At 73.4% G+C, this 21,814-nt stretch carries 23 protein-coding genes; 4 read left to right on the top strand and 19 right to left on the bottom strand.

The window, feature by feature from the left end:
* Positions 1–3: 3 nt before the first annotated feature.
* From ACZ7OU_RS29025 to ACZ7OU_RS29005, 5 genes are all read right to left on the bottom strand, one after another.
* A complete protein-coding gene (locus ACZ7OU_RS29025) occupies positions 4–792 on the bottom strand; it encodes an enoyl-CoA hydratase/isomerase family protein (protein ID WP_470236901.1) in 789 nt (262 codons plus the stop codon).
* Between the two features lie 77 nt (positions 793–869).
* On the bottom strand, positions 870–1,862 hold the full coding sequence (locus ACZ7OU_RS29020) for an acyl-CoA dehydrogenase family protein (protein WP_470257569.1): 993 nt from the start codon (positions 1,860–1,862) through the stop codon (positions 870–872).
* Entirely contained in the window at positions 1,862–4,369 is a 2,508-nt protein-coding gene (locus tag ACZ7OU_RS29015) for a branched-chain amino acid ABC transporter ATP-binding protein/permease (protein ID WP_470257568.1), read from the bottom strand. The genes ACZ7OU_RS29020 and ACZ7OU_RS29015 overlap by 1 nt, the downstream gene beginning before the upstream one ends.
* An 8-nt stretch (positions 4,370–4,377) precedes the next feature.
* Positions 4,378–5,247 (bottom strand): branched-chain amino acid ABC transporter permease, encoded by an 870-nt coding sequence (locus ACZ7OU_RS29010; protein WP_470236903.1) that lies wholly within the window; start codon positions 5,245–5,247, stop codon positions 4,378–4,380.
* Positions 5,248–5,323: 76 nt separating this feature from the next.
* Positions 5,324–6,076, bottom strand: a complete 753-nt coding sequence (locus ACZ7OU_RS29005) for an SDR family NAD(P)-dependent oxidoreductase (protein ID WP_470257567.1) — start codon at positions 6,074–6,076, stop codon at positions 5,324–5,326.
* 60 nt (positions 6,077–6,136) lie between these two features.
* Between ACZ7OU_RS29005 and ACZ7OU_RS29000 the strand changes: the two genes are divergently transcribed.
* Complete coding sequence (locus ACZ7OU_RS29000; RefSeq protein WP_470257566.1) at positions 6,137–7,171, top strand: NAD(P)-dependent alcohol dehydrogenase; 1,035 nt, start codon at positions 6,137–6,139, stop codon at positions 7,169–7,171.
* 28 nt (positions 7,172–7,199) lie between these two features.
* On the opposite strand, the gene ACZ7OU_RS28995 is transcribed toward ACZ7OU_RS29000, so the two are convergent.
* Together ACZ7OU_RS28995 and ACZ7OU_RS28990 are read right to left on the bottom strand one after the other, a co-directional pair.
* Positions 7,200–7,340 (bottom strand): hypothetical protein, encoded by a 141-nt coding sequence (locus tag ACZ7OU_RS28995; RefSeq protein ID WP_470257565.1) that lies wholly within the window; start codon positions 7,338–7,340, stop codon positions 7,200–7,202.
* 101 nt (positions 7,341–7,441) lie between these two features.
* A complete protein-coding gene (locus ACZ7OU_RS28990) occupies positions 7,442–7,837 on the bottom strand; it encodes an anti-sigma factor antagonist (protein ID WP_470236907.1) in 396 nt (131 codons plus the stop codon).
* Positions 7,838–8,071: 234 nt separating this feature from the next.
* Between ACZ7OU_RS28990 and ACZ7OU_RS28985 the strand changes: the two genes are divergently transcribed.
* Positions 8,072–8,959, top strand: a complete 888-nt coding sequence (locus ACZ7OU_RS28985) for a PfkB family carbohydrate kinase (protein ID WP_470257564.1) — start codon at positions 8,072–8,074, stop codon at positions 8,957–8,959.
* 11 nt (positions 8,960–8,970) lie between these two features.
* Here ACZ7OU_RS28985 and ACZ7OU_RS28980 read toward each other — a convergent pair whose 3' ends face one another.
* The 3 genes from ACZ7OU_RS28980 to ACZ7OU_RS28970 form a co-directional block, all read right to left on the bottom strand.
* Positions 8,971–9,147 carry a hypothetical protein gene (locus ACZ7OU_RS28980; protein ID WP_470257563.1) on the bottom strand — a complete coding sequence of 59 codons (177 nt, stop codon included), beginning with the start codon at positions 9,145–9,147 and terminating at the stop codon, positions 8,971–8,973.
* A complete protein-coding gene (locus tag ACZ7OU_RS28975; protein ID WP_470236910.1) occupies positions 9,147–9,335 on the bottom strand; it encodes a hypothetical protein in 189 nt (62 codons plus the stop codon). Before ACZ7OU_RS28975 ends, ACZ7OU_RS28980 begins: the two co-directional genes overlap by 1 nt.
* 311 nt (positions 9,336–9,646) lie before the next feature.
* Positions 9,647–11,221, bottom strand: coding sequence for a glycoside hydrolase family 13 protein (locus ACZ7OU_RS28970; protein WP_470257562.1), 1,575 nt, complete (start codon positions 11,219–11,221; stop codon positions 9,647–9,649).
* Positions 11,222–11,247: 26 nt separating this feature from the next.
* On the opposite strand from ACZ7OU_RS28970, the gene ACZ7OU_RS28965 reads away from it, so the two are divergent.
* Positions 11,248–12,057 carry a class I SAM-dependent methyltransferase gene (locus tag ACZ7OU_RS28965; RefSeq protein ID WP_470257561.1) on the top strand — a complete coding sequence of 270 codons (810 nt, stop codon included), beginning with the start codon at positions 11,248–11,250 and terminating at the stop codon, positions 12,055–12,057.
* Between the two features lie 18 nt (positions 12,058–12,075).
* On the opposite strand, the gene ACZ7OU_RS28960 is transcribed toward ACZ7OU_RS28965, so the two are convergent.
* Genes ACZ7OU_RS28960 through ACZ7OU_RS28925 form a run of 8 tightly spaced genes read right to left on the bottom strand, consistent with a single transcriptional unit; the run spans position 12,076 to position 20,329 of the window.
* A complete protein-coding gene (locus ACZ7OU_RS28960; protein ID WP_470257560.1) occupies positions 12,076–12,465 on the bottom strand; it encodes a hypothetical protein in 390 nt (129 codons plus the stop codon).
* A gap of 8 nt (positions 12,466–12,473) precedes the next feature.
* Positions 12,474–15,695 carry a WXG100 family type VII secretion target gene (locus tag ACZ7OU_RS28955; RefSeq protein ID WP_470257559.1) on the bottom strand — a complete coding sequence of 1,074 codons (3,222 nt, stop codon included), beginning with the start codon at positions 15,693–15,695 and terminating at the stop codon, positions 12,474–12,476.
* The gene (locus ACZ7OU_RS28950) at positions 15,695–16,012 is read right to left on the bottom strand and encodes a hypothetical protein (RefSeq protein ID WP_470236915.1); all 318 of its coding nucleotides are present in this window, start codon (positions 16,010–16,012) and stop codon (positions 15,695–15,697) included. The genes ACZ7OU_RS28955 and ACZ7OU_RS28950 overlap by 1 nt, the downstream gene beginning before the upstream one ends.
* A gap of 1 nt (position 16,013) precedes the next feature.
* Positions 16,014–16,283, bottom strand: a complete 270-nt coding sequence (locus ACZ7OU_RS28945; protein ID WP_470236916.1) for an acyl carrier protein — start codon at positions 16,281–16,283, stop codon at positions 16,014–16,016.
* A complete protein-coding gene (locus ACZ7OU_RS28940; RefSeq protein WP_470257558.1) occupies positions 16,264–17,910 on the bottom strand; it encodes a fatty acyl-AMP ligase in 1,647 nt (548 codons plus the stop codon). Before ACZ7OU_RS28940 ends, ACZ7OU_RS28945 begins: the two co-directional genes overlap by 20 nt.
* Positions 17,911–17,920: 10 nt before the next feature.
* A complete protein-coding gene (locus ACZ7OU_RS28935; RefSeq protein WP_470257557.1) occupies positions 17,921–18,517 on the bottom strand; it encodes a cysteine hydrolase family protein in 597 nt (198 codons plus the stop codon).
* The gene (locus tag ACZ7OU_RS28930) at positions 18,510–19,889 is read right to left on the bottom strand and encodes an MFS transporter (RefSeq protein WP_470257556.1); all 1,380 of its coding nucleotides are present in this window, start codon (positions 19,887–19,889) and stop codon (positions 18,510–18,512) included. Before ACZ7OU_RS28930 ends, ACZ7OU_RS28935 begins: the two co-directional genes overlap by 8 nt.
* Positions 19,886–20,329: a MarR family winged helix-turn-helix transcriptional regulator gene (locus ACZ7OU_RS28925; protein ID WP_470257555.1), complete on the bottom strand. Its 444-nt coding sequence runs from the start codon at positions 20,327–20,329 to the stop codon at positions 19,886–19,888. The genes ACZ7OU_RS28930 and ACZ7OU_RS28925 overlap by 4 nt, the downstream gene beginning before the upstream one ends.
* Positions 20,330–20,407: 78 nt before the next feature.
* On the opposite strand from ACZ7OU_RS28925, the gene ACZ7OU_RS28920 reads away from it, so the two are divergent.
* Positions 20,408–20,872, top strand: a complete 465-nt coding sequence (locus ACZ7OU_RS28920; protein WP_470257554.1) for a DUF2087 domain-containing protein — start codon at positions 20,408–20,410, stop codon at positions 20,870–20,872.
* On the opposite strand, the gene ACZ7OU_RS28915 is transcribed toward ACZ7OU_RS28920, so the two are convergent.
* Positions 20,836–21,804, bottom strand: coding sequence for a sigma-70 family RNA polymerase sigma factor (locus tag ACZ7OU_RS28915; protein ID WP_470257553.1), 969 nt, complete (start codon positions 21,802–21,804; stop codon positions 20,836–20,838). The two genes, ACZ7OU_RS28920 and ACZ7OU_RS28915, sit on opposite strands and share 37 nt — an antisense overlap.
* Between the last annotated feature and the right edge of the window lie 10 nt (positions 21,805–21,814).

The raw sequence follows: 21,814 nt of genomic DNA, 5'->3' as shown, positions 1-21,814 counted from the left end.
CGGTCAGCGCCCCGTCCACTTGGGTTCGCGCTTCTCCAGGAACGCCGCGACACCCTCGGCCGCGTCGTCGGAGTTCAGCGTCACGCCCACCGCGAGGTGCTCCATGACCATCAGCGACTGCGTGTCCGCGTCGAGGCTGCGGTCGATGGTCATCTTGGTGATGCGCATCTGGAACGGGCTCTTGTCGGTGAGCTGGCCGATGAACTCGTCGACCGTCTCGTCGAGCCGCTCCGCGGGAGCGGACTTGTTGATCAGGTTGAAGTCGGCCGCCTCGACGCCGGAGAGCAGCTTGCCCGTGAGCATCAGCTCCTTGGTCTTGCGGATGCCGATCATCCGCGGCACCCGGTAGATCGGGCCCGCGCCGCCGAAGAGACCGCGGCGCATGTGGAAGTCGCCGATCTTGGCGTCGTCGGAGGCGATCGCGAAGTCGCACGAGATCATCAGCTCGAACCCGCCCGCGGTCACGTACCCCTCGAGCACCGCGACCGACGGCGTGTTCATCGAGTACAGGCGGTCGCAGATCTTCGCGGAGATGACGGCGACCTCCATGGCCGTCGAGCTGCCGATGTACTCGGCCTGCAGGCTGTCGAGGTCGAACCCGGAGCAGAACGTGCCCCCGCGGCCGCGCAGGACCAGCACCCGCAGGTCCGGGTCCTTGTCGACCTCGGTGATGATCTCGTCGAGCCGCTCCAGGATCGGCACGGTGACGCAGTTCTTCTTCCAGGGCCGGTTCAGCCACACCCGGGCCACGTGCCCGTCGCGCTCGAACTGGATCTCGTCTTCCACGGCCATCTCGTTCTCCTAACTGAACTGACTTCAGTTTGATTGAATAGGTCGGACGGGTCCGCTGTCAACCCGCTGACAGGTGGTCAGAGCCCCAAAGCGGCGGCGAGCCGGGCGTGGTGGTCCTGCGGCGTGCCGAACAGCACCTCGTCCGCCCGCGCGCGCCGGACGTACCGGTGGGCCGGGTGCTCCCAGGTGAAGCCGGTCCCGCCGTGCAGCTGGACGTACTCGGTGACCGCCAGCCGGTACGCGTCCGCGCACACCGCGGCGGCCGCGGCGGCGGCCACCGGCAGCTCGGCGGACTCCGTCGCGACGCAGGCGATCGCGTACGCCGCCGCCGAGCGCGCGGCCTCGTACTCGACGAGCAACGCGGCGAGCCGGTGCTTCACCGCCTGGAACGACCCGATCGGCCGGCCGAACTGCCGGCGCTGCCCGACGTAGGCCACGGTCGCCTCGAGCGCGTGCGCGATCCCGCCCACCTGCTCGGCGGCCAGTGCCGCCCGCCCGATGTCGAGCACCCGCGGCACGATGTCGGCGCTCCCGATCGGCGTCGCCGGGGTGTCGTGGAACCCGAGCCGTGCCTGGGGTCTGCTCTCGTCGAGCACCCGCAACGGCGTCCTGGTGCCCGGCGAGCAGGCGAACAGCCCGTCCCCCGCCCGCACGAGGACCAGATCCGCGTCCGCTCCCCCGAGGACGAAGTCCGCCGTTCCCGACAGCGTCCCGTCGCGCGCTTGGACGTCGCCGTCGAAGGCGACGGTGACGCTCAGAGAGCCGTCGGCGATGCCGGGCAGGTAGCGCTCGTCCCCGCTGAGCAGCAGCGTGTGCGCGGCGAGGACGACGGTCGGGAGCAACGCACCGGCGCACAACGCGCGTCCGGCCTCCTCCAGCACCACGGCCAGTTCGGCGAACGAATAGCCGACGCCGCCGTACTCCTCGGGGATCGCGAGCGCTTGGACGCCCAGCTCGCCGGCCATCCGCTTCCAGTCTCCTCCATGCGCGGCGAAGAACTCCCTCGCCACCGCACGGAGTTCGCGCTGCTCGGGGGTCTCGGTGAGCAGGGCCGGGTCGATCACCGGCATCACGCCTCCAACGTCGTCACGTCACGCACACCCAGCGCGACGGCGTGCTCGCCGCCGAAGTAGGCGGACTCGGCCCGGGTGGCGAACGCGGGGTCGGCCGCCGAACCGTGGGCGGCCACGACGCCTTCGTGCAGCACGACCACCTCGTGGCAGGTCGCCATCGCGCGGCTGAGCAGCTGCTCCAGCAGGACGACGGTCATCCCGCCGCCGGCGAGGTCGCCGAGCCGCGCGTACACCTCGTCGACCAGGGCCGGGGCGAGTCCCAGGGCCGGCTCGTCGACGATCAGGACGTCGGGGCCCGCCATCAGGGCGCGGGCGATGGCGAGCATCTGCTGCTCGCCGCCGCTGAGCCCGGCGGCCTGCACCGACAGCCGGTCGCGCAGCCGCGGCGGGAGCCACTCGGCGGTCTCGTCGAGCTTCGCGCGCAGCCGAGCGCCCTTCAGCCCCGCCGAGTACGCGGCCACCTCCAGGTTTTCGCGCAGCGAAAGGGTTTTGAACAGGGCCCGGCCTTCCGGCACGAGACTGGTGCCGACCGTGCGGACGCCTGTGCGGCTCACCTCCCGGGTGCCGGCGGAAGGCCGCAGCGAGCCGTGGAGGACGCGCCCGAGCGTGCTCTTGCCCGCGCCGTTCGCACCCACCACGCCGAGGACGGCTCCTTCGTGGACGTCCAGGTCGATGCCGCGCAGCGCGGCGACCCCGCCGTAGTGGTGTTCGACGCCGGCCAGCCGGAGCACCACCGGCGCGTCTTCGGCGCGGGTGGCCAGTGCCGGGCGGGCGGTGGTCGTGCCGAGGTAGGACGCCTGGACGGCGGGGTCGCGCAGCACCTCGCCGGGCAGTCCCTCACCGACGGGCTTGCCGAAGTCGAAGGCGACGACCCGGTCGGCGACGGCGAAGAGGTCGTCCAGCACGTGGTCGATGACCAGCACGGCGGCGCCGCCGTCGCGCAGGCGCTCGATCTGCCGGGCCGCCGTCGCGCGCTCGTCGGCGTCCAGGCCGCCGAACGGTTCGTCGAGGACGAGCAGCGCGGGTTCCTCGGCCATCGCCCGCGCGAAGTCGAGCCGCTTCTGCAGCCCGAACGGCAGCTCCGCCGGGTAGCGGTCCGCGACGTCGCCGAGCCCGACGCGGGCCAGGAGCTCGGCGGCGGTCCGGCGGTGCCGGGGCGTGATCCGCCGGTGCGTGCACAGGACGTTCTCCGCGACGGTCAGCTCGCCGAAGACCTCGGCGTGCTGGAAGGTGCGCCCGATCCCGAGCCGCCGCCGGGCGGTGGCCCGTGTGGACAGCAGCTCCTTGCCTTCGTACACAGCACTTCCGCCGACCCGGCCACCGCCGGCGAGTCCGGAAAGGACGTTCATCAGGGTGGTCTTGCCCGCGCCGTTCGGGCCGATGACCGCGAGCACCTCGCCGCGGCGGACCGACAGCGACGCGCCCTCCAGCGCCTTCAACCCGCCGAACTGCACCGACACATCCGACAGGGTCAGCAGCGGCGCTCCGCCGGGCGCCTGGTGCACGACGTCGGACTCGGTGGCCGGGACCTGCGCCGGGCGCGTCGCGGGTACCCGGACGAGCTTGCGCGCGAGCTTGCCCAGGAACGGCACCACCCCGCCCGGCAGGAAGATCAGCGCGGCGATCAGCACGAGTCCCTGCACCACCGGCTGGGGCAGGCCGACCGAGCTCGCCAGCGTCGGCGACCAGGCGAGGTAGCCGCCGCCGACGACCGCGCCGAGCACGCTGCCGACACCGCCGAGCACGCACGACGCGATGAGCGAGATCCCGAGGTTGAGCGAGAACGGGTCGGGGCTGACGAACCCGCTGAGCAGGCCGAGCAGCACCCCGGCGAAGCCGGTGAACGCGGCGCTCACCGCGAACGCGAGCGCCGACTGGGCCTCCGGCGCGATCCCGATCGACTGCGCGACCAGCGGGTGCGACTTGGCCGCCACCAGGCGCATCCGCAGCGCCGATCCCTTGGCGAGCACGGCGATCGCCAGGCAGACGCCGGCCGCGCCGATCGCCAGGGTCTGCACTTCCGTTCCCCCGCTCGGCAGCACACCGGCGACGGTGTCCACTTGCGACACCGGGACACCCTGGTCGCCGCCGGTGACGTCGGTCCAGCGGTTGATCACCTCGAGGGAGACCAGGCTGAACGCCAAGGTGAGCAAGGCGATGTAGAGCGTCGAGAAGCGGGCGCCGGCATAACCGAGGAAGCCGCCGAGCACCGCGCTGACCACCACCGTGCCGGCCACGATGGTCTCCAGCGACCAGCCGTGCCCGCTGCCGTAGGCGGCGAAGTAGGCGCCGACCGCGAAGAACGCCGGGTGCCCGACCGACCAGACGCCGGACCAGCCGGCGAGCAGCCCGACCGACAGCACGGCGATGGTGTAGACGGCGGCCAGCGCGATCGAATACGTCTGGAAGGGCGGGATGGCCCCGGAGTTCGTCACGGCGATCACCGCGACGGCGGCGAGCGGCCCCAGCAGGGCCCGCGCCGTCCTGGATCGGATGAAGGACATGGCGTACCTCAAACCCGTTGGAAGGTGCGCGTGCCGAAGAGGCCCTGCGGGCGGATCAGCAGCACGAGGACGGTGAACGAGAAGACGAAGGTGTCGCGGAAGCTGGCCGAGACGTAGCTCGCCCCGAGGTTCTCCAGCACCCCGACCACGAGTCCGCCGACGACCGCGCCGTACATGCTGTTGAGGCCGCCGAGGAAGATCCCGGCGAAGGCGCGGAACAGCGGGGCCGAAAGCACGGTCGGCGCCAGGCCGACCTTGGGGGCGTAGAGGCACGCGGCGAGTGCGCCCAGCCCGAGTCCCAGCGCCCACGCCAGCCGCGCGATCCGCTGCGCGTCGATCCCGACGACCTGCGCGGTGTCGGCCGATTCCGCGACCGCGCGCATCGCGGAGCCGGTGGTGGTCCGGCCGAACAGGAAGGCGACCAGTCCCATCGCGACGGCGGCGACGGCGATGGTCAGCAGGCTCTGCGCCGGGATCGCGACGCCGCCCGCGCGGACCGTGCCGTCGACGATGCTGGGGAACGCTTTCGGTTCGGTGCCCCAGATCGAGCTGATCACGCTCTCGGCGATGAGCGCGACGCCCATGGTGACCACCAGCGCGGCGAAGAGCTGTCCCTGGCCGAGCGGGCGGATCACGACTTCGCGGACCAGCAGCCCGGCGGCGACGGTCACCGCGATCGCGCCCAGCACGCCGACGATCACCGCGGTTCCGTTGTCGTGGAAGGTGATCGCGGCGTAGAGGCCGAGCGTCGCCAGGCTGGCGAGCGCGAAGTTCACCACGTCGGTGGCCCGGTAGACGATCACCAGGCCGAGGCCCATCAGGCCGTAGATCGCACCACTGGCGATCCCGCTGACCAGCACGAGCAGGAATTGATCCACGCCGACCCTCTCCCTTGAGAGCAAAGTGAACTCAGTTCAGGTGACGGTAGCTCGCCGGCTCCGCGCTGGCAAGAGGTCACGCGGTGAAGCGGCCACCGTTGGCGAGCACCACCGAACCGGCCAGGTTCGCCGCTTCCCCACCGGCCAGGAACAGCGCCACGTCCGCGATCTCCTCCGGCGTCGCGTAGGCCCCGGCACCGGACTCCTCGAACGCCCGGCGCAGCGCGTCCGGCGTCCGCGCGGCCATCCCCGTCTCGGTCGGCCCGGGCGCCACGACGTTGACCCGCACCCCGAACGGGACGACCTCCTTCGCGACCGCTTGGGCCAGCGCGTGCACCCCGGCCTTCGACGCGGAGTAGTGCGGATAGCCCACCGGGGCGTCGAACGCGGACGACGAGCCGACGACGACCACGGCACCGGCCCGGCGCGGCACCATCACGCGGACCGCGGCACGCAGGACGTGGAACGTGCCGTCGAGGTTCACGCTCAGCACGCGCCGCCAGGACCGGGTGTCGAGCCGCGACGTGACTTCGAGCGGCGTCCGCGCCTCCCAGGCGTCGGCGATCCACTGCTTGGCCTGCGGGTCGTCGACGCCGGCCGCGTGGACGACGACGTCGAGCCGGCCGTGGTCGCGCACGATCCCGCCGACCAGCCAGTCGACGCGGTCCGGGTCGGCGACGTCCACCTCCGCGGCCCGCGCACCGGCCAGTGGCGCGGCGACCTTCGCGACGGCGTCCGCGTCCAGGTCGGCGAGCACGATCGTCCGCGCGCCCCGCCCGGCCAGCTTCCGCGCCACCGCGGCGCCGATCCCCGACCCCGCGCCGGTCACGAGCGCCACCTTGTCTCGCCATGGTTCCTGAACTGAGTTCATTTCTGTATCGTCGGTCGCGTGAGCGAATCGCGCAAGACCCGGGCGCTGCGCCTGTCCGCCTGGCGGACCCCGCCGTCCCTCGTCGCCGTCGACGTCCCCGAGCCGGTGGGCACCGAGGTGCTGGTCCGCGTCGAGGCGGCCGGGATCTGCCACTCGGACCTGCACGTCCTCGACGACGTCTTCCCCTACCGCCTCCCCTTCACGCTCGGCCACGAGACCGCGGGCCGCGTCCACGCCCTCGGCGACGCGGTCACCGGCGTCGCGCTCGGCGACCGCGTCGCCGTCTACGGGCCGTGGGGGTGCGGCGAGTGCCGCAGTTGCGAGGCCGGGCGGGACAACTACTGCGACCACCGCGCGGACCTGGGCTTCTCCGGCGCCGGTCTCGGCCGCGACGGCGGGATGGCCGACCACGTCCTGGTCCCCCACGCCCGGCACCTCGTCCCGATCGGCGACCTCGACGCCACCCAGGCGGCGCCGCTGACGGACGCCGGCCTGACGCCGTACCACGCGATCGCCGGGCTGACGCTGGGCGCGGGCTCCGTCGTCGTGGTCATCGGCGTCGGCGGGCTCGGGCACGTCGCGATCCAGCTCCTGCGCGCGATCACCGAGGCCGAGGTGATCGCCGTCGACGTCCGCGAGGACGCACTGGCTCTCGCCGACCGGTGCGGCGCCCACCGGACGCTGCTCGTCCGAGCCGACACCGAGACGGTCCTGGGCCGCACGGCCGACGCCGTGCTCGACTTCGTCGGCAGTGCCGCGACGGTGCGCCTCGGGGCGGGAGTCCTGCGCCCCGGCGGGGATCTGGTGCTGGTCGGCAGCGCGGGCGGAACGCTCACGGTGAGCAAGCCGGGCCCCCTCCCCGCGGGCGGCTCGATCTCGCTGCCGTTCTGGGGCAGCCGGCCGGAGCTGCACGAGGTGATCGCCCTCGCGCGCTCCGGCGCGCTGCAGGTGGAGACCGAGGTGTTCCCGTTGTCCGAGGCGGCCGAAGCACTCGAGCGGCTGCGCGCGGGAAAGATCGTCGGCCGCGGGGTGCTGCTGCCCGGTCGTGAGTGAGAAACAGGGTTAGAACACTGTTTCTCACTCACGACCGCCGCGGCAGGCCACCCGCCAGGCGCGGGGCGAAGAAGCCGCCCACCGCGGTCCAGTGCCCGCCGGTCACCGTCACGCGCTGCACCTCGGTGTAGCCGAGGTGCAGCTGGTCGGTGAACGTGATCGGGGGCATGAGCCCCGTCTCGACCCCCGTCGCCGTCCGGTGCTCGCGGGACGGCGCCTCCCCCGCGACGACCGGCCGGGCTGATCGGTCATCCGCTGAGGCGGGCGCGCTCAGGAGGCCGCGTCGTGCACGCCCGCCGCCAGCAGCTCCCGCAACGCGTCCGACAGCGAAGCGAACATCGGGACCACCTCGGCCAGCCCCGTGATGCGGAACAGCCGCGCCAGGGTCCGGCTGTTCGCCACCACCCCGAACCGGCCGCCCTCCTCCCCGGCCAGCTCTGCGGCCGCCGCCAGGGCGCGGGCGCCGGCCAGGCCGAGGAACTCCACCTGGGACAGGTTCACCACCGTCGTCCCCGGTGGCGACGCCGCCAGCTCACGCTTCAGGATCGGCAGGGTCAGGGCGTCGATCTCCCCGGCGAAGGTGAGCACCAGCAGACCGGGGCGGTACTCCGTCCGGCGCGCCGTGAGCGGCGCGGACCGGGTGGGGACCGGCAGGGCAGGGGACACGGATTCGGCAGGCCTTCCGCGCCGGGTGGAGCCGGCGTCACAGCGGGGTGATCAAGGTCGGGGTCTTGATACCCAAACCACCGGAAGGGAAACGCTCTTTTTCCGCGCGGGACGCCGACCAGGGCCGTTGGGCCGGCCTCGGGGTGTCCGACCCGATCGTGCGGTTTGCCTCCCGCTCGCACCTGGGTAGTCGATCTTCGCCAAGCGAGGAGGCGTCATGGACCGGTGGGACCGATGATGTTCGGCGAAGTCGTGGTGGTCGGGCAGATCGCCCGTGACCTGGTGCTCGAGGCCCCGGACGCGCCGGCGCCGCTCGGCGGGAAGGGTGCCAACCAGGCCGTGGCGCTGAGCCAGCTCGGCGTGGCGGTGTCGCTGGTCGGCGTCGTCGGGCGGGACGCCGCCGGCGACGCGTTGCGCGCCCGTGCCCGGGCCGACCGGATCGGTACCACGCACGTGGTCCGGCGGCCGGGCACCGAGACGGCGGTCATCGTCGACGTCGTCGGCGACCGCTACCTCGAGCACGTCCCGGACGCGACGCTGGTGACCGAGTCCGACGTCCTCGCCGCGTCCGCGCCGATCTCGGCCGCCGCGTCCGTGATCGTCCAGCTGCAGCAGCCCGCGCCGGCGGCCTTGCTGGCGGCCCGGCTCGCGCACACCGCGGGCACGCGGGTCGTCCTGGACGGCGCGCCGGAAAGCCTGGTCCCGGAGCTGCTGGGCCTCGCCGACGTCCTGCACGCCGACGCCCGCGACGCGGAGCTGCTCACCGGCCGGCCGGTGGCCGACGTCGCCGGCGCGACCCGCGCCGCGGCGGACCTGCGGCGGCGCGGGCCGTCGCTGGTCGTGCTCGAGGTGGCCGGGCAGGGGAACCTGTTCGCCGGCCCGGGTCAGTCGTGGTTCGTGCCGCACGTCGAGACCGAGGTGGTCGACCCGACCGGGGCCGGGGACGCGCTGGTCGCGACCTTGACCGCGGCGCTGACCCGGCGGCGTCCGCTGGAGGCGGCGGCCTGCCTGGCGGTCGCGGCGGCCGCGGCGACGTCCGAGCACCCGGGCGGGCGGCCGCGCCTGTCGGGACCCGTCCTCGACCGGCTGCGGCCCCGAAGCCTCGAAACGGTCGACGCCTGAGAGCCGGCCGGTTACTCCGGCCGGTTCGCGAGCGTGAGCCACAGGACGCCGGCGGCGGCCAGCGCGATCCCCGCGGCCGTCCACCACGACCACCAGGTGAAGAACGCGACGACCAGCCCGACGGCGAGCAGCACGCCCCCGCCGGTGTCGGCGGTCCCGGCCCGCGAAGCTCCTCCGGCGAGAGCCATCAGCCTTTTCTCCCGTCGACGGCGGCGACGAGCAGCGTGGCGCAGTTGCGGACCGCGAGGCCGCGGTCCTGCGCCATCGCGATCAGGGCGGCCTGTGCGGCCGCACCCGTCATGCCCTGGGCCACCAGGATCTTCAACGCCATGGCCACGACATCGGTGGCGGGTGGACGCGGGGTGCGAACGGGCATCGGACGACCTCCGGCTCGGGAAGAGCGGCAACGAACGCGACCGGATACCCCGCCGCTCCCGGCTTCACACCGCTTCACTCAACCCGTTCGGGTGAAGTCCGTTCAACTCCTGACGAGCCACACCGCTGGGCCCTCGACTGCCCGCGACCCCCGCAGGCGCCGCCGCTCGCTTCCGCACAAGCCATACCGCCGCGCCCACTGGCCGCCCGCCACACTCCGATCCGCCGGACAACGCCACTCAATCCCGCACGAGCCACACCGCCGCGCCCCTCGACCGCCGCCACCACTCGCGACCCGCCGGACAGCGCCACTCAGTCCCGCACTAGCCACACCGCGGCGTCGACCGGCAGCCGCCCCGCCTCCAGCGCCACGCTCGACAGCAAAACCCGCGCGCCCTCGGGCAGCTCGTGCGGCGCGGCCGACAGGTTCACCACGCACCCGAACCCCGGCTCCCGCGCGAAGGACAGCACGCCGGGAGACGACGGCAGCCACGTCAGCGTTCCGTCCCCCAGCGCCGGGTGGGCCCGGCGGGCGGCGAGGGCCGCCCGGTACAGCCGGAGCATCGACCCGGGGTCGGCCGCCTGGGCCTCGGCCGTCGCCGTGCGCCACACAGGCGGCTGCGGCAGCCACGTGCTCGTCCCGTCGGGCGAGAACCCGAACGGCGGCGTCGTCCCCGACCACGGCAGTGGCACCCGGCAGCCGTCGCGACCGCGGCGGGTGTGCCCGGATCGCTCCCACGTCGGGTCGGCGAGCACCGCCTCGGGCAGGTCCTCGACCTCCGCCAGCCCCAGCTCCTCGCCCTGGTACAGGTACGCCCCGCCGGGCAGGGCGAGCATCAGCAGCAGCGCCGCCCTGGCCCGCCGCCGGCCCCGCTCGAGGTCGCCGCCGGGCGCGAACCGCGTCACGTGCCGGACGACGTCGTGGTTCGACAGCACCCACGTCGCGGGCGCGCCGACCGCCGTCAGCGCCGCCAGCGTCCGGTCGATCACCTCGCGCAGCGCGCCGGCGTCCCAGTCGCAGCGCAGGAAGTCGAAGTTGAAGGCCGTGTGCAGCTCGTCCGGGCGCACGTACCGCGCGAGGCGGTCCGGCCGGTCGACCCACGCCTCCGCGACGAACACCCGGTCCGGGCCGAAGTCCCCCGCGATCTCGCGCCACGACCGGTAGATCTCGTGGACGCCGTCGAGGTCCCAGTGCGGGTGCGCGGCGCGGTCCGGCGGTCGCGCGATCTCTTCGTCGTCGGCACCGAGGTCGGGGAACGCCGGGTCCTTGAGCAGCCCGTGGGCGACGTCGATGCGGACGCCGTCGACCCCGCGGGCGAACCAGAATCGCAGCAGGTCCTCGAAGTCGGCCCGGACGCCCGCGTCGTCCCAGTTGAGGTCGGGCTGCTCCGGGGCGAACAGGTGCAGGTACCACTCGCCGTCGGCCGCCCGCGTCCACGCCGGCCCACCGAAGACGCTGCGCCAGTCGGTCGGCGGCAGCTCGCCGTCGGTGCCACGTCCCGGCCGGAAGTGGTACCGCGCGCGTTCGGGCCCGCCGGCGAGCGCGGCGCGGAACCACGGGTGGCGGTCGGAGGTGTGGTTCGGCACGACGTCGATCAGCAGCCGCAGCCCCACCCGGTGGGCCTCGGCCACGAGGTCGAGCACGTCCGGGTCGGTGCCGAACAGCGGGTCGGGGGTCCGGTGGTCCTCGACGTCGTAGCCGCCGTCGACCATCGGCGAGCGGTACCACGGCGTCGTCCACACGGCGTCGACGCCGAGGTCGGCCAGGTGACCCAGGCGCGAGCGCAGGCCCGCGAGATCCCCGGTGCCGTCCCCGTCCGCGTCGGCGAAGCTGCGTACGTAGACCTCGTAGACGACGGCGTCGCGCCACCAGTTCGCGGAGTCCATGACACCCGAGTATCTACGCTGGCGCCATGACCGACGCGTGGGTGTGGGATCCGTCCCTCTATTCGGGCAGTGCCGGGTACTACGCGCGGGGGCGCGCCGCCTATCCCCCGGAGCTCGCCGCCGCGTTCGCGGCCGAGCTGGACCTGGACGGGTCGGGCCGCCTGCTCGACGTCGGCTGCGGGCCGGGGTCGCTGACCCTCCTGCTGGCCGGCTCGTTCGAGGAAGCGGTCGGGCTGGACGCCGACGCGGACATGCTCGGCGAAGCGGACCGGCTCGCCACGCTCGCCGGGATCGGGAACTGCCGCTGGGTGCACCGGCGCGCCGAAGAGCTGCCCGCCGGACTGGGCCGGTTCCGGCTGGTCACGTTCGCGCAGTCGTTCCACTGGTTCGACCGGGCGCGGGTCGCCGCCGCGGCGCACGGCATGCTGGCGCCCGGCGGCGCCTGCGCCCACGTGCACGCGACGACGCACGAAGGCGTCGAAAGCTCCGTGCCGCACGCCGAGATCACCGAGCTGGTGCGGACGTACCTCGGGTCGGTGCGGCGCGCCGGTCAGGGCACCCTGCCGAACGGCACGGCCGGCGGCGAAGCGGAGATCTACCGCGCGGCCGGGTTCGGTGAGCCGCGGCGGTTCGAGGTCCCGGGCCGGGTCGTCGAACGCACCGCCGACGACGTCGTCGCCGGCGTGTTCTCGTTGTCCAGCGCGGCACCCCACCTGTTCGGCGACCGCCGCGCGGAGTTCGAGGCCGAGCTCCGCCTGCTGCTGCGGCAGGCGAGCCCGGCCGGGACGTTCACCGAGCGGCTGCGCGAGATCGCCGTCGACCTCTGGCGTACCTGACGTCCACTGTGGACGGTGTCACCACGGGTTGTTGTCGTAGCCGTCGTCGTCGTCCGCCGCGCGGGCCCGGCGGCCCCGGCGAGGGGCTTCGTCACGGGCCGCGTGCCGCGCCCCGGCCGTCGGCGCGAACGGGGACGCCGAGCCGGGCTCGTCGCCGAAGGCGTCCGTGTCGAAGGCCGACGGCGGTTCCGTGGCGCCCCGGTCGGTGCTCCAGCCCGACTTCGTCTTGCGCTGCGCCATCTCGCGGACGTGCTGCACGTACCGCTCGGCCGCCTGGACCTGCTTGGTCATGTACTCCTGGGACCGGGCCTTGATCTCCTCGCCCTGCAGCTCGCGCAGGGCACGCCGGTCGGACTGCTCGCGGACGAGACCGTCCAGCTCGGCCTTCATCGCGTCGATCTCGCTCATGCGTCCTCCTACCAGGTCCGGGCGGACGGCGGGTCTTCGTCGTCGTTGAGGGAGCCGATGATCCGGCGGCCGGGCTCACCGAGGTTGTCGAAGACCGCGCCCTCGATCCGGTAGGCGGGCCGGCGTTCGGTGTCCCCGCCGCCGGCACCGCCGTGGGCGCCGCCCATGGCTCCCATGCCGCCCATGCCGGTCATCCCGGACTGGCCGGAGGGGCCCGCCGACGCGCCGGCCGGGGCGAACGCGGCCGCGGGCTGGGACTGCGTCGCACCGACACCGCTGTGGACGCCGCCGGACACCGGCGTGTCGCCGAGCCCGTGCGCGCCACCCGGGTCGAGACCGGCCGCCGAAAGGCCGGCGCCGCCGTGCGAGCCGCCACCGATGCCGGCCCCCGCGCCACCACCGCCGTGGCCGCCACCACCGGGACCGTCGTGCTTCAGGTCGTCGAGGGTGCCGCTGTGGTTCGGGAGGTCGTCGTCGAGCTTCTTGCCGGGCGTGTCGCCGAGGACGTCGGAGGCCTTGTCGTCCTCGCCGAGGGTGTAGGTCGTCGGGGTGCCGCTGCCGTCGTCGACGGTGACGACGGTCGGGCCGTCCGGGCCGTCGGGCCGCTCGGCGGTGATCTTGACGCCGCCGTCCTCGATGTGGATCTTCCCGTCGGGGCCGGGGCAGTACGTGTCGTCGGTCCCTTGTGGACCGTCGGCGTCCTTGGCGTCCTTGGACCAGTCGAGCTTGAAGTCCTTGGCGTCGTCGGTGCCGTCACCGACCTTGATGTCCATCTTCCCGTCGGCGTCGGGTTCGGTCATCTCGAAGGTCTTGTCGCCCTGCTTGACCTTCAGGGTGTCGGGGGTCTCGTCGCCGAGCTTGTCGGGCTTGCCGTCGCCGTCCTTGTCGTCGCCGAGCAGGCCGTCCGGTTTGCCGTCGCCGTCCTTGTCAACGCCGAGCGGGTTGTCGGGCTTGCCGTCGCCGTCCTTGTCCTCGCCCAGCGGGTTGTCCGGCTTGCCGTCGCCGTCCTTGTCGACGCCGAGCGGGTTGTCGGGCTTGCCGTCGCCGTCCGTGTCGGTGCCGGTGTCGCCGAGGCCCGCGCCGTCGCCGGAGTCGGTCTTGATGCCTTCGCCGCTGAACTCCTTCAGCGCGTCGGCTGCCTTCTGCTTCGCCTCTTCCGCCGCCTGCTCGGCCGCGGCCTTGCCGTCGTCGGCGCCGGAACCGCCCGACGAACCCGAGCCGGAACCACCCGAACCGGACCCCGAACCGCCGCCCGTGCCGGACCCGCCGCCGAGGCCTTCGTCGCCGCCGAGCCCGCTGCCACCGGCCCCTTCGCCGCCGCCGAGGCCGCTGCCGCCCGCACCGGCGCCGGAGTCGGTCTGGATCCCCGGGCCGCTGAACTCCTTCAGCGCGTCCGCGGCCTTCTTCTTGGCTTCTTCGGCGGCCGCCGCGGCCGCCGCCTGGCCGTTGTCCGAGGGCGGCTGCACCGAGGACGGCGAGGTGTCGTCAGAACCGGACCCGGAGCCGGAACCCGAGCCCGAGCCGGATCCCGAGCCACCCCCGGAGCCGAGGCCGGACCCACCCGCACCGGAGGACGTGTCCAGGTCGGGGATCGGCGGCATCGAGCCCCCGCCACCGCCGGCACCCGAGCCCGAACCGGAGCCGCTGCCCGAGCCGGACCCACCGCCACCGGAGACGTCGGGGATCGGCGGCATCGAACCACCGCCGCCGGCCCCGGAGCCACTGCCGGAACCACTGCCGGAACCACCGCCCGCGCCGCTGGGCACGTCGGTACCCGAGCCGCCGGCGCCCGAACCGCCGCCGAGGCCGCTGCCCCCGGAGCCGGACCCGCCTTCGGGAATCGGCGGCACCTCGCCACCGCCCCCACCGGCTCCCGAACCACCCGAGCCCGAACCGGACCCGCTGCCCGAACCCGACCCACTGCCCGAGCCGCCACCGGCACCACCCGAGCCGTTGCCGGAGCCGGAACCGTTGCCGGAGCCGGACCCGCTGCCCGAACCCGAGCCGGAACCGCCACCGGCGCCTCCAGAACCCGAGCCGCCGGAACCCGAGCCGCCCGCGCCCTCGAACTCGTTCTTGACCTTGCCCATGACCTTGTCGAGCGCGTCGTACGCCTGGTCGACGAGGTCCTTCGTGTCCTTGCAGGTCTTCTCGAAGCCCTTGTAGAGCCGGTCCCACATGTCCGGGTTGAACTGGTTCTGGATCCACTGCTTGGCCAGGTCCTGGCCGTGCTTCTTGATCTCGTCGCCGTCGCAGCAGCCCTGGTCGTTGAGGGTCTTGACCAGGTTGGTGCCGAAGTTGAGGTCCATCCAGCCCGCGATCTGGGCCAGGTCCTGCTCGTTGCCGTGCTCGCCGCTGGCGACCGCGATGACCTTCTGCGCCATCGTGTAGTCGGCCTTGCCCACCAGGTCGGTGTACATGCCGATGACGGCGTCGGCCTTGCCCTTGCAGAGCTGGAAGACCGTGGTCGCGGTGGTCTTCGTCGCTTCGCTGACGTCACCGAGCGTCTGCGACAGCTTCGACGCCTTCGGCTGGATCTTGTCGTTGTAGGTGTCGGACGCCGCGTCGGCGCCGGCGCCGCTCCACGTCTGGTAGAGGGTGCTCAGCTGGGACCCGGTGTCCTGCATCGTCCGGTCGACCGTCTCGGAGCCGGTCTTGAAGTGCGCGGCGTCCTGGACGAAGTTCGCGAAGCTGATCCCGCGCTGCTCGTCGAACGGGACGTGGATGTCCTTGTCGATGTCGATCGCGCGGGTGTTGCCGCGGCAGTCGGCCGGGATCTTGGCCAGCAGCGAGCCGAACGTCTCGAACAGCTTCAGCGCGGGCGCGGCGGCGTCGAAGATCTCGTCGGACGTCTTCGTGCCGGTGGCGTCACCACCGTTCTCGCCGGCGGCGGGCGGCTTCGTGTCGTTGAGCTTCGTCTTGCCGTCGTCGACGGCCTTCTTTTCCTGGTCTTCGTTGTAGGAGTTCTGGTCGCCGCTGGACTTGGCCTTGTCGTAGGCCTCGTCGACCGACTGCCCGGCGAAGAGCGGGTTGGCGTTGTACGCGCCGGCGTACTTCTCGGCTTCCTGCCGCTTCTGCTTGATGTCGTCCGGTTCCTGGTCGGCCAGGAACGGCGGCGGTGGCGGGTTCTCCCGCAGCCAGCTGCTGATCAGCGCGCTCTTCTGCCCGGCGGGGACGCTCGGGTCGTCGAGGATCGCCTTGACGTCGGACCACTTCTTCTTGTCGGCCATCAGAGCGAGCCCCCGGCGTTCGTGATCGCGCCGGACTGGTTGTCCTCGTTGGTGCCGTAGCTCTTCCCGGCGGTGCCGAGGTTGCCGCCGAACGTACCCAGCGTGGTGCTGTAGCCGGAGACCGCGGCCCACAGCGCCTGCGCGCCGGCGGTGTACTTCGCCGCGTGGGCGTTGTGCGCCTTGCCGAAGCCCTCCGCGGTGACCGCCGGGGTCTCCAGGTCCGGGTTGTCGTCCAGCAGGTGCTCCGCCAGGTCCCCGATGGTCTTGGACGCCGTCGACAACGCTTCCGTCGTCGCGGTGTACCCCCCGCCGCTCATGTCAGCGCCTCTCCTCAGATCCTTCAGTTCCCAGTGCTTCCGCGAGCACGTCCGCCACGGACCCCACGTCGGTGAACCGCTCGAGCTCGTCCAGGTCGATCGTCACCCCGTAATAGACCTCCAGCGCCGCCAGGAGCTTGATCCGGCCCTTCGAGTCGATGCCCAGCTCCTCCAGCGGTGCGTCGGGCTCGACGAGGGCCGGGTCGAGCCGGAAGGTGTCGCTGACGACCTTCGTGACCTCGGCGCGGTGATCACCCACGGACGTCACCATAACGTGCCTTGGCCGCCGACCGGGCGACCTTGCCACTGGATGTGCGCGGAAGTCCGCCGGAAGGGACCAGATGTACCGCACGGAGGGTGAGATCGTGCTCCCGTGACACCGCGCGCAGCACCGCGCGGGTCACCTCTTTGAGGTCCGCGTCAGCGTCGCGCGCCCACTCCGCGACCACCATCGCGCCCTCGCCGTCCTCGTCGGCGACGCCGAACGCGGCGACGCGGTCCCGGCGGACCGCGGGGTGGGCCTCCCCGGCCGCCGCCTCGATGTCCTGCGGGTGGAAGTTGCGGCCGTCGACGACGATGAGGTCCTTGAGCCGGCCGGTGACGTACAGGTCTCCGCGGTGCACCACGCCGAGGTCGCCGGTGCGCAGCCAGCCGCCGAGGCCGTCGAGGGTGGCGCCGAACGCGCCCGCGTCGCCCCGGCCCCAGTAGCCGGTCGCGACGTTGGCGCCGTGGATCCAGATCTCGCCGACGGCGCCCTCGGGCTGCTCGTGTCCCTCGTGGACGATCCGGACGAGCTGCCCGACCGGACGGCCCACCGACACGAGCTCCTGTCCTTCGACGGTTTCGACGACCTGGCCCTGGGCAAGGGCTTCCCGGTCGAACTTCGCGCCGCGCGGCCCTTCCGGCCCCGCGCTCGCGACGTACACAGTGGCCTCGGCGAGCCCGTACGACGGCCGGTACGCCTCGCGCTTGAAGCCGTGCGGGCCGAAGACCTCCAGAAAGCGCTCCACCGTGCGCGGGCGGACGGGTTCGGCGCCGTTGAGCGCGACCCGCACGTCCGAGAGGTCCAGGTCGTCGTCCCCGGGACCGGCGTCGGCCGCGAGGTCGTAGGCGAAGTTCGGGGCGGCGGTGAACACCGCGGGGTAGTCCGCCATCTGCCGCAGCCAGCGTCGCGGCCGGTGCACGAACTCGGCCGGCGCCATGAACACCGCCCGGCCGCCGGCGAAGACCGGCAGGCACAGCAGCTGGATCAGGCCCATGTCGTGGAAGAACGGGATCCAGCCCGCGCAGGTCGTGCCCTCGTCGACGGCGTAGGCCCGGCCGCCCTGCCAGCACGCCGCGACGATCGCCCGGTGCGGGATCACCGCGCCGGCCGGCTCCCGCGTCGAACCCGACGTGTACTGCAGGTAGGCCGGGCTTTCCGGCTCGACGGGCACCGGGTCCACGCCCGGCCCGGTCAGCTCGTCGGCCACCAGCAGGTCGCCGGGGGCCCCGAACTCGCGGACCCGCGCCGCCGCGGCCGACGACGTCAGCCAGACCCGCGCGCCGGAGTCGGCCAGGACCCCGCCGAGCCGCTCGGCCTGCGCGCGGTTGCCCGGCGGCATCAGCGGGACGGCGATCATGCCCGCCGCCAGGACACCGAAGAACGCGAGCGGGTAGGCGAGCTCCTGCCCGGCGAGGACGGCGACCCGCTCCCCCGGCTCCGCGACCCGGCGCAGCCCGCCCGCGACCACCCGGACGCGGGCGGCGAACTCCGCCCACGTCAGCGTGTGCTCGGCGTCGTGCGTGTGGTCCTGGTGGGTGAACAGCGGCCGGTCGTCGTCCGCGCGGGCGAACAGGCGGTCCACGATCGAGGCGCGCAGCACCTCGCCGGGCACGGTCTCGGGCGGACGGGGCACGCAGCGAAACCTACTGGACGGCCCAGCGGTCCCCGAGCCCGGCCACGTCGACGACGGCGGCGGTGCGGGGGAACAGCGTGCCGGTCAGGAAGTCGTGCGTCGCCTGGTCGCGGTCGGCGCAGGCGTCGCCCACGACGACGATCCGGTAGTCGCGGTCCATCGCTTCCCGCACGGTGCTCAGCACGACGCCGCTGGTGCTGATCCCGGCGAGGACGAGCGTCGTGATGCCGCGCTTCTCCAGCTGCTGCTCGAGATCGGTGGTCGTGAAGGCGCCGACGCGGATCTTGCGCACCTGGACGTCTTCGGGTCGCGGCGTGAGCCTCGGGTGGATCCGCGTCGCCGGCCCGTCCGCGCGCATCACCGCCCGGTGTTCCGGAGCGGCCGCGTACGGCGCGAACATGCTCGTCTCGGGGATGGCGTCGAACTCGGCGTCTTCGAACCCGACGCGCACCCAGCCGACGTGGCCGCCGCGCCCGCGGACGTCGTCGACCAGGCTCGTGACGCGGTCGAGGAGCGGGCCGGGCTCGGGCAGCTGCCCGACGATCCCGTTCTGGTAGTCCATCACGAGCAGCGCCGTGCGGTTCGGGTCGAGGGTGGGATCAGTCATCGGTTCCGGCTTTCTCGGGTCGGGACAACGAACGGTCGAACACGGTGACGAGCAGGAAGAGCACGCCGATGCCGAGGAGCAGCAGCGCGAGGTCGTGCAGGCCGCCGGTGTCGGCGGCGGGCCCGAAGAGGGCGCCCTGCAGCGCGGAGGAGACGATCGCGCCGAGGTAGCCGAACGTGCGCAGCAGCCCGGCCGACGCGGCGATGTCGGCGGGGTTCGCCTGGCGGTACACGGAGTTCTGCAGCGCGAGGCTGCTCAGCCCCTGCGGCACGCCGGCCACGAGCGCGACCACGACGAGCAGCCAGACGGCGGCCGAGGCGTCCAGTGCCAGCAGCAGCGCGCACCCGGCGAGCTGCCCGATCGCGGCGCCGAGCAGCTTGCCGCGCGGCTGCTCGCGGCGCCCGGTCAGCAGCGACACGACGATCGCGGTCGCGAACAGCGGCAGGGTGGCCAAGCCGGCTTCGCTCGCCGACAGGCCGCGGCCGTGCTCGAGCCATTGCGTGTAGCCGTAGAGGAAGCTGTACGCGATGACGTAGGCCAGCAGCGCGCGGCCGTAGGTGCGCAGCAGCGGCCCGTTGCGGCCGAGCAGCCGCAGGTCGATGAACGGGTGGGCGTGGGTCAGCTCGCGCGCCGCGAAGCCCGCGGCACCCGCGACGGCGATCGCGAGCAGGTACCAGTCCCCCGCGCCCGGGTGCATCAGGAAGAGCAGCAGGGAGACGAGCGTGCCGGCGAACAGCGCCATGCCCGGGAGGTCGAGGTCGAACGAGCCCTTCGACGCGGGCCGCGCCGTCTTGGCGAACCGGCGGGCGCCGAGGACGAAGGCGGCCAGCGCGATCGGGATGTTGAGGGCGAAGGTCGCGCGCCAGCCGCCGGCACCGATGAGCAGGCCGCCCAGCGCCGGGCCGACCACCGAGATCGTCTGGGTCGAGATCGCCAGCACCGTGAGCACGGAAGCGGGGCTGTCGTGGCCGGTCCGGTCGCTCTCGTCGCGGATGAGCCGCATCGCCGCCGGGTAGCCGGCGCACGTGCCGAAGCCCAGGACGACCCGCGCGACGATCAGCCACCCGAAATCCGGCGCGACGGTGCCGAGCACGCCCGCCAGCCCGACCAGCGCCGTCGCCGGGAGGAAAACGCGCCGCGGGCCGTACCGGTCGATCAGCCGCCCGGCCACCGGCTGCCCGACCGCGGTGGCCAGGTACAGCGCGGAGATCAGCCACGCGGTCGCCGACGCCGGCTGCCCGAACGCGACGCCGATCGGCACCAGCGCGACCGCGATGATCGTCGAGTTGACCGGGTTGAGCACCGCGCCCGAGATCAGCGGCGCGAGCAGCTTCCGGTCGAACCCGTCGCGCATCCGTTCCCGCGTCGTCATGGTTCGACGACGCGGCCGAGCAGGGCCAGCGCCTCGTTGACCACGGCGAGCTCGTCTTCGCTGAGCCGCCCGGCGAGGGCCTTGGCCAGCCACTCCTGCCGCGAGGCGCGGGCGCCCTGGCCGTACGCGCGGCCCTCGGGCGTGAAGAAGATCAGCTGGCGGCGGCCGTCCTCCGGGTCGTCCTCACGGCGGACCAGGCCCAGCTTCTCCAGCGCGGCCACCGTCACCGCCATCGACTGCGGGCGCACCCGCTCCGCGCCGGCCAGCACGCTCGCCGTCGCCGGCTCCATCTTCGCGAGCCGGGCGAGCGCCGAGGCCTGCGCGGAGGTCAGGTCACCGACCGCGGTCGCGTCCATCATCTGCCGCCGCAGCCGGCCGACGAGCACGCGCAGCGTCTGCGCGGCCGAGACCGCCGAAGCGGGAACCGTCTTCGCACCCATATCGACAGCCTAGACTTATCAGTTGACCCTGTCGAGTTTCCGGGGCGGGCGCACGGAGTCCGGGTACGCTCTGCCGCCATGGCCTCCCCGGAAGCACTGGTCTCCGCCCTCGCGGACCCCGCCCGCCTGCAGCTGTTCGCCCGCATCTGCGCCGGCCTCCCGGCCGACGACGCGAAACTCGTCAAACGGCTGGTCGACGCGGGGCTCGTCACCGTGGACGGGGACACCTACCGCGCCGTACCCGAGGTGTTCCGCGAGGCGCTCGCCAAGGCCCCGGCCGACCCCCTCGACGGGCTGTTCCGCCACGGCAGGCTCGTCACCATCCCGCATTCGGGCAAGCGGCGGCAGCTGCTGCTCGCCCACCTCGCCGAGCGGTTCGAGCCGGGCCGGCTCTACACCGAGCAGGACGTCCGCGAGAAGCTGTCGATGGTCCACGACGACCACGCGACGCTCCGCCGTTACCTCGTCGACGAAGGCCTGCTGCAGCGCAGCAACGACGGCGGCGCCTACGGCCGCCCGTCGGAGGCCCGCGCCGCCGGGTGAGTCGCCGGGAGGTCGAACAGCGCCAGGACGGCCGGGTCGGCGAAGACCACGTTGTGCGCCACCCGCGCCTGGTCGATCGTGAAGACCTGCAGGGTGTGCAGCCGGTAGACGCCGGCGTCGTCGCGGCAGTAGGCGACCAGGGCGGGCTGGCCGTTGGCGGCGGTGCGCGTCATGCGCCAGTCGGGGCCGCGCATCGCGAACAGCCGCTCGAGGAACCGGCCGTAGCCGTCGCGGCCGAGGTACCACAGCGGCACCGGCGGCATCTCCAGCACGACGTCGTCGGTCAGCAGCCCGACCAGGCCCGCGACGTCGGCGGACTCGAACGCCCGGACGTAGCGGTCGAGGACCGCCTCGACCGCCGAGTCGTCCGGCTCGGGGACCTCGTCCGCCGACAGGTCGCCGAGACCCGCGCGGGCGCGCTGGAGGGCGCTGTTGACCGCGGCGGGCGTCGTCTCGAGGAAGCCGGCCACCTCCGCCGCGCTGAACTCCAGGACGTCACGCAGGATCAGCACCGCGCGCTGCTTGGGCGGCAACGTCTGCATGGCGGCGAGCAGCGCCAGCCGCAGCGTGCCCCGGCGGGCCAGGCGCAGGCCGGGGTCATCGAGGCGCGCGTCCGGGAACGGGTGCAGCCACGGGATCTCGAACGACGGCGTCAGCGGCGCGCCCGGGTCCTCGCTCGGGCGGCCGAGACCGGACGGGAGCGGGCGGCGGGCCCGGCCCTCCAGCGCGGTGAGGCACGCGTTGGTCGCGATCCGGTACAGCCAGGTGCGCACCGACGCGCGGGCCGGGTCGTAGCCGTCCCACGCCTTCCACGCGCGGACCAGCGTGTCCTGCACCAGGTCTTCGGCCTCGTGCACCGAGCCGAGCAGGCGGTAGCAGTGCACCAGCAGCTCGCGCCGGTGCGGCTCGGTGGTCGTCGCGAAGTCCGGCATCGCTCTCCCG

The sequence above is a fragment of the Amycolatopsis sp. NPDC114505 genome (assembly GCF_055633615.1).
This window is presented reverse-complemented; position numbering and strand designations above follow the sequence as displayed.

Excerpts from the sequence above, each read along its gene's own strand:
- ACZ7OU_RS29025 (WP_470236901.1), bottom strand. The coding sequence starts at position 792 with ATGGCCGTGGAAGACGAGATCCAGTTCGAGCGCGACGGGCACGTGGCC.
- ACZ7OU_RS29020 (WP_470257569.1), bottom strand. The coding sequence starts at position 1,862 with ATGCCGGTGATCGACCCGGCCCTGCTCACCGAGACCCCCGAGCAGCGC.
- ACZ7OU_RS29015 (WP_470257568.1), bottom strand. The coding sequence starts at position 4,369 with ATGTCCTTCATCCGATCCAGGACGGCGCGGGCCCTGCTGGGGCCGCTC.
- ACZ7OU_RS28995 (WP_470257565.1), bottom strand. The coding sequence starts at position 7,340 with ATGCCCCCGATCACGTTCACCGACCAGCTGCACCTCGGCTACACCGAG.
- ACZ7OU_RS28985 (WP_470257564.1), top strand. The coding sequence starts at position 8,072 with ATGATGTTCGGCGAAGTCGTGGTGGTCGGGCAGATCGCCCGTGACCTG.
- ACZ7OU_RS28980 (WP_470257563.1), bottom strand. The coding sequence starts at position 9,147 with ATGGCTCTCGCCGGAGGAGCTTCGCGGGCCGGGACCGCCGACACCGGC.
- ACZ7OU_RS28975 (WP_470236910.1), bottom strand. The coding sequence starts at position 9,335 with ATGCCCGTTCGCACCCCGCGTCCACCCGCCACCGATGTCGTGGCCATG.
- ACZ7OU_RS28970 (WP_470257562.1), bottom strand. The coding sequence starts at position 11,221 with ATGGACTCCGCGAACTGGTGGCGCGACGCCGTCGTCTACGAGGTCTAC.
- ACZ7OU_RS28965 (WP_470257561.1), top strand. The coding sequence starts at position 11,248 with ATGACCGACGCGTGGGTGTGGGATCCGTCCCTCTATTCGGGCAGTGCC.
- ACZ7OU_RS28960 (WP_470257560.1), bottom strand. The coding sequence starts at position 12,465 with ATGAGCGAGATCGACGCGATGAAGGCCGAGCTGGACGGTCTCGTCCGC.
- ACZ7OU_RS28955 (WP_470257559.1), bottom strand. The coding sequence starts at position 15,695 with ATGGCCGACAAGAAGAAGTGGTCCGACGTCAAGGCGATCCTCGACGAC.
- ACZ7OU_RS28950 (WP_470236915.1), bottom strand. The coding sequence starts at position 16,012 with ATGAGCGGCGGGGGGTACACCGCGACGACGGAAGCGTTGTCGACGGCG.
- ACZ7OU_RS28945 (WP_470236916.1), bottom strand. The coding sequence starts at position 16,283 with ATGGTGACGTCCGTGGGTGATCACCGCGCCGAGGTCACGAAGGTCGTC.
- ACZ7OU_RS28935 (WP_470257557.1), bottom strand. The coding sequence starts at position 18,517 with ATGACTGATCCCACCCTCGACCCGAACCGCACGGCGCTGCTCGTGATG.
- ACZ7OU_RS28930 (WP_470257556.1), bottom strand. The coding sequence starts at position 19,889 with ATGACGACGCGGGAACGGATGCGCGACGGGTTCGACCGGAAGCTGCTC.
- ACZ7OU_RS28925 (WP_470257555.1), bottom strand. The coding sequence starts at position 20,329 with ATGGGTGCGAAGACGGTTCCCGCTTCGGCGGTCTCGGCCGCGCAGACG.
- ACZ7OU_RS28920 (WP_470257554.1), top strand. The coding sequence starts at position 20,408 with ATGGCCTCCCCGGAAGCACTGGTCTCCGCCCTCGCGGACCCCGCCCGC.
- ACZ7OU_RS28915 (WP_470257553.1), bottom strand. The coding sequence starts at position 21,804 with ATGCCGGACTTCGCGACGACCACCGAGCCGCACCGGCGCGAGCTGCTG.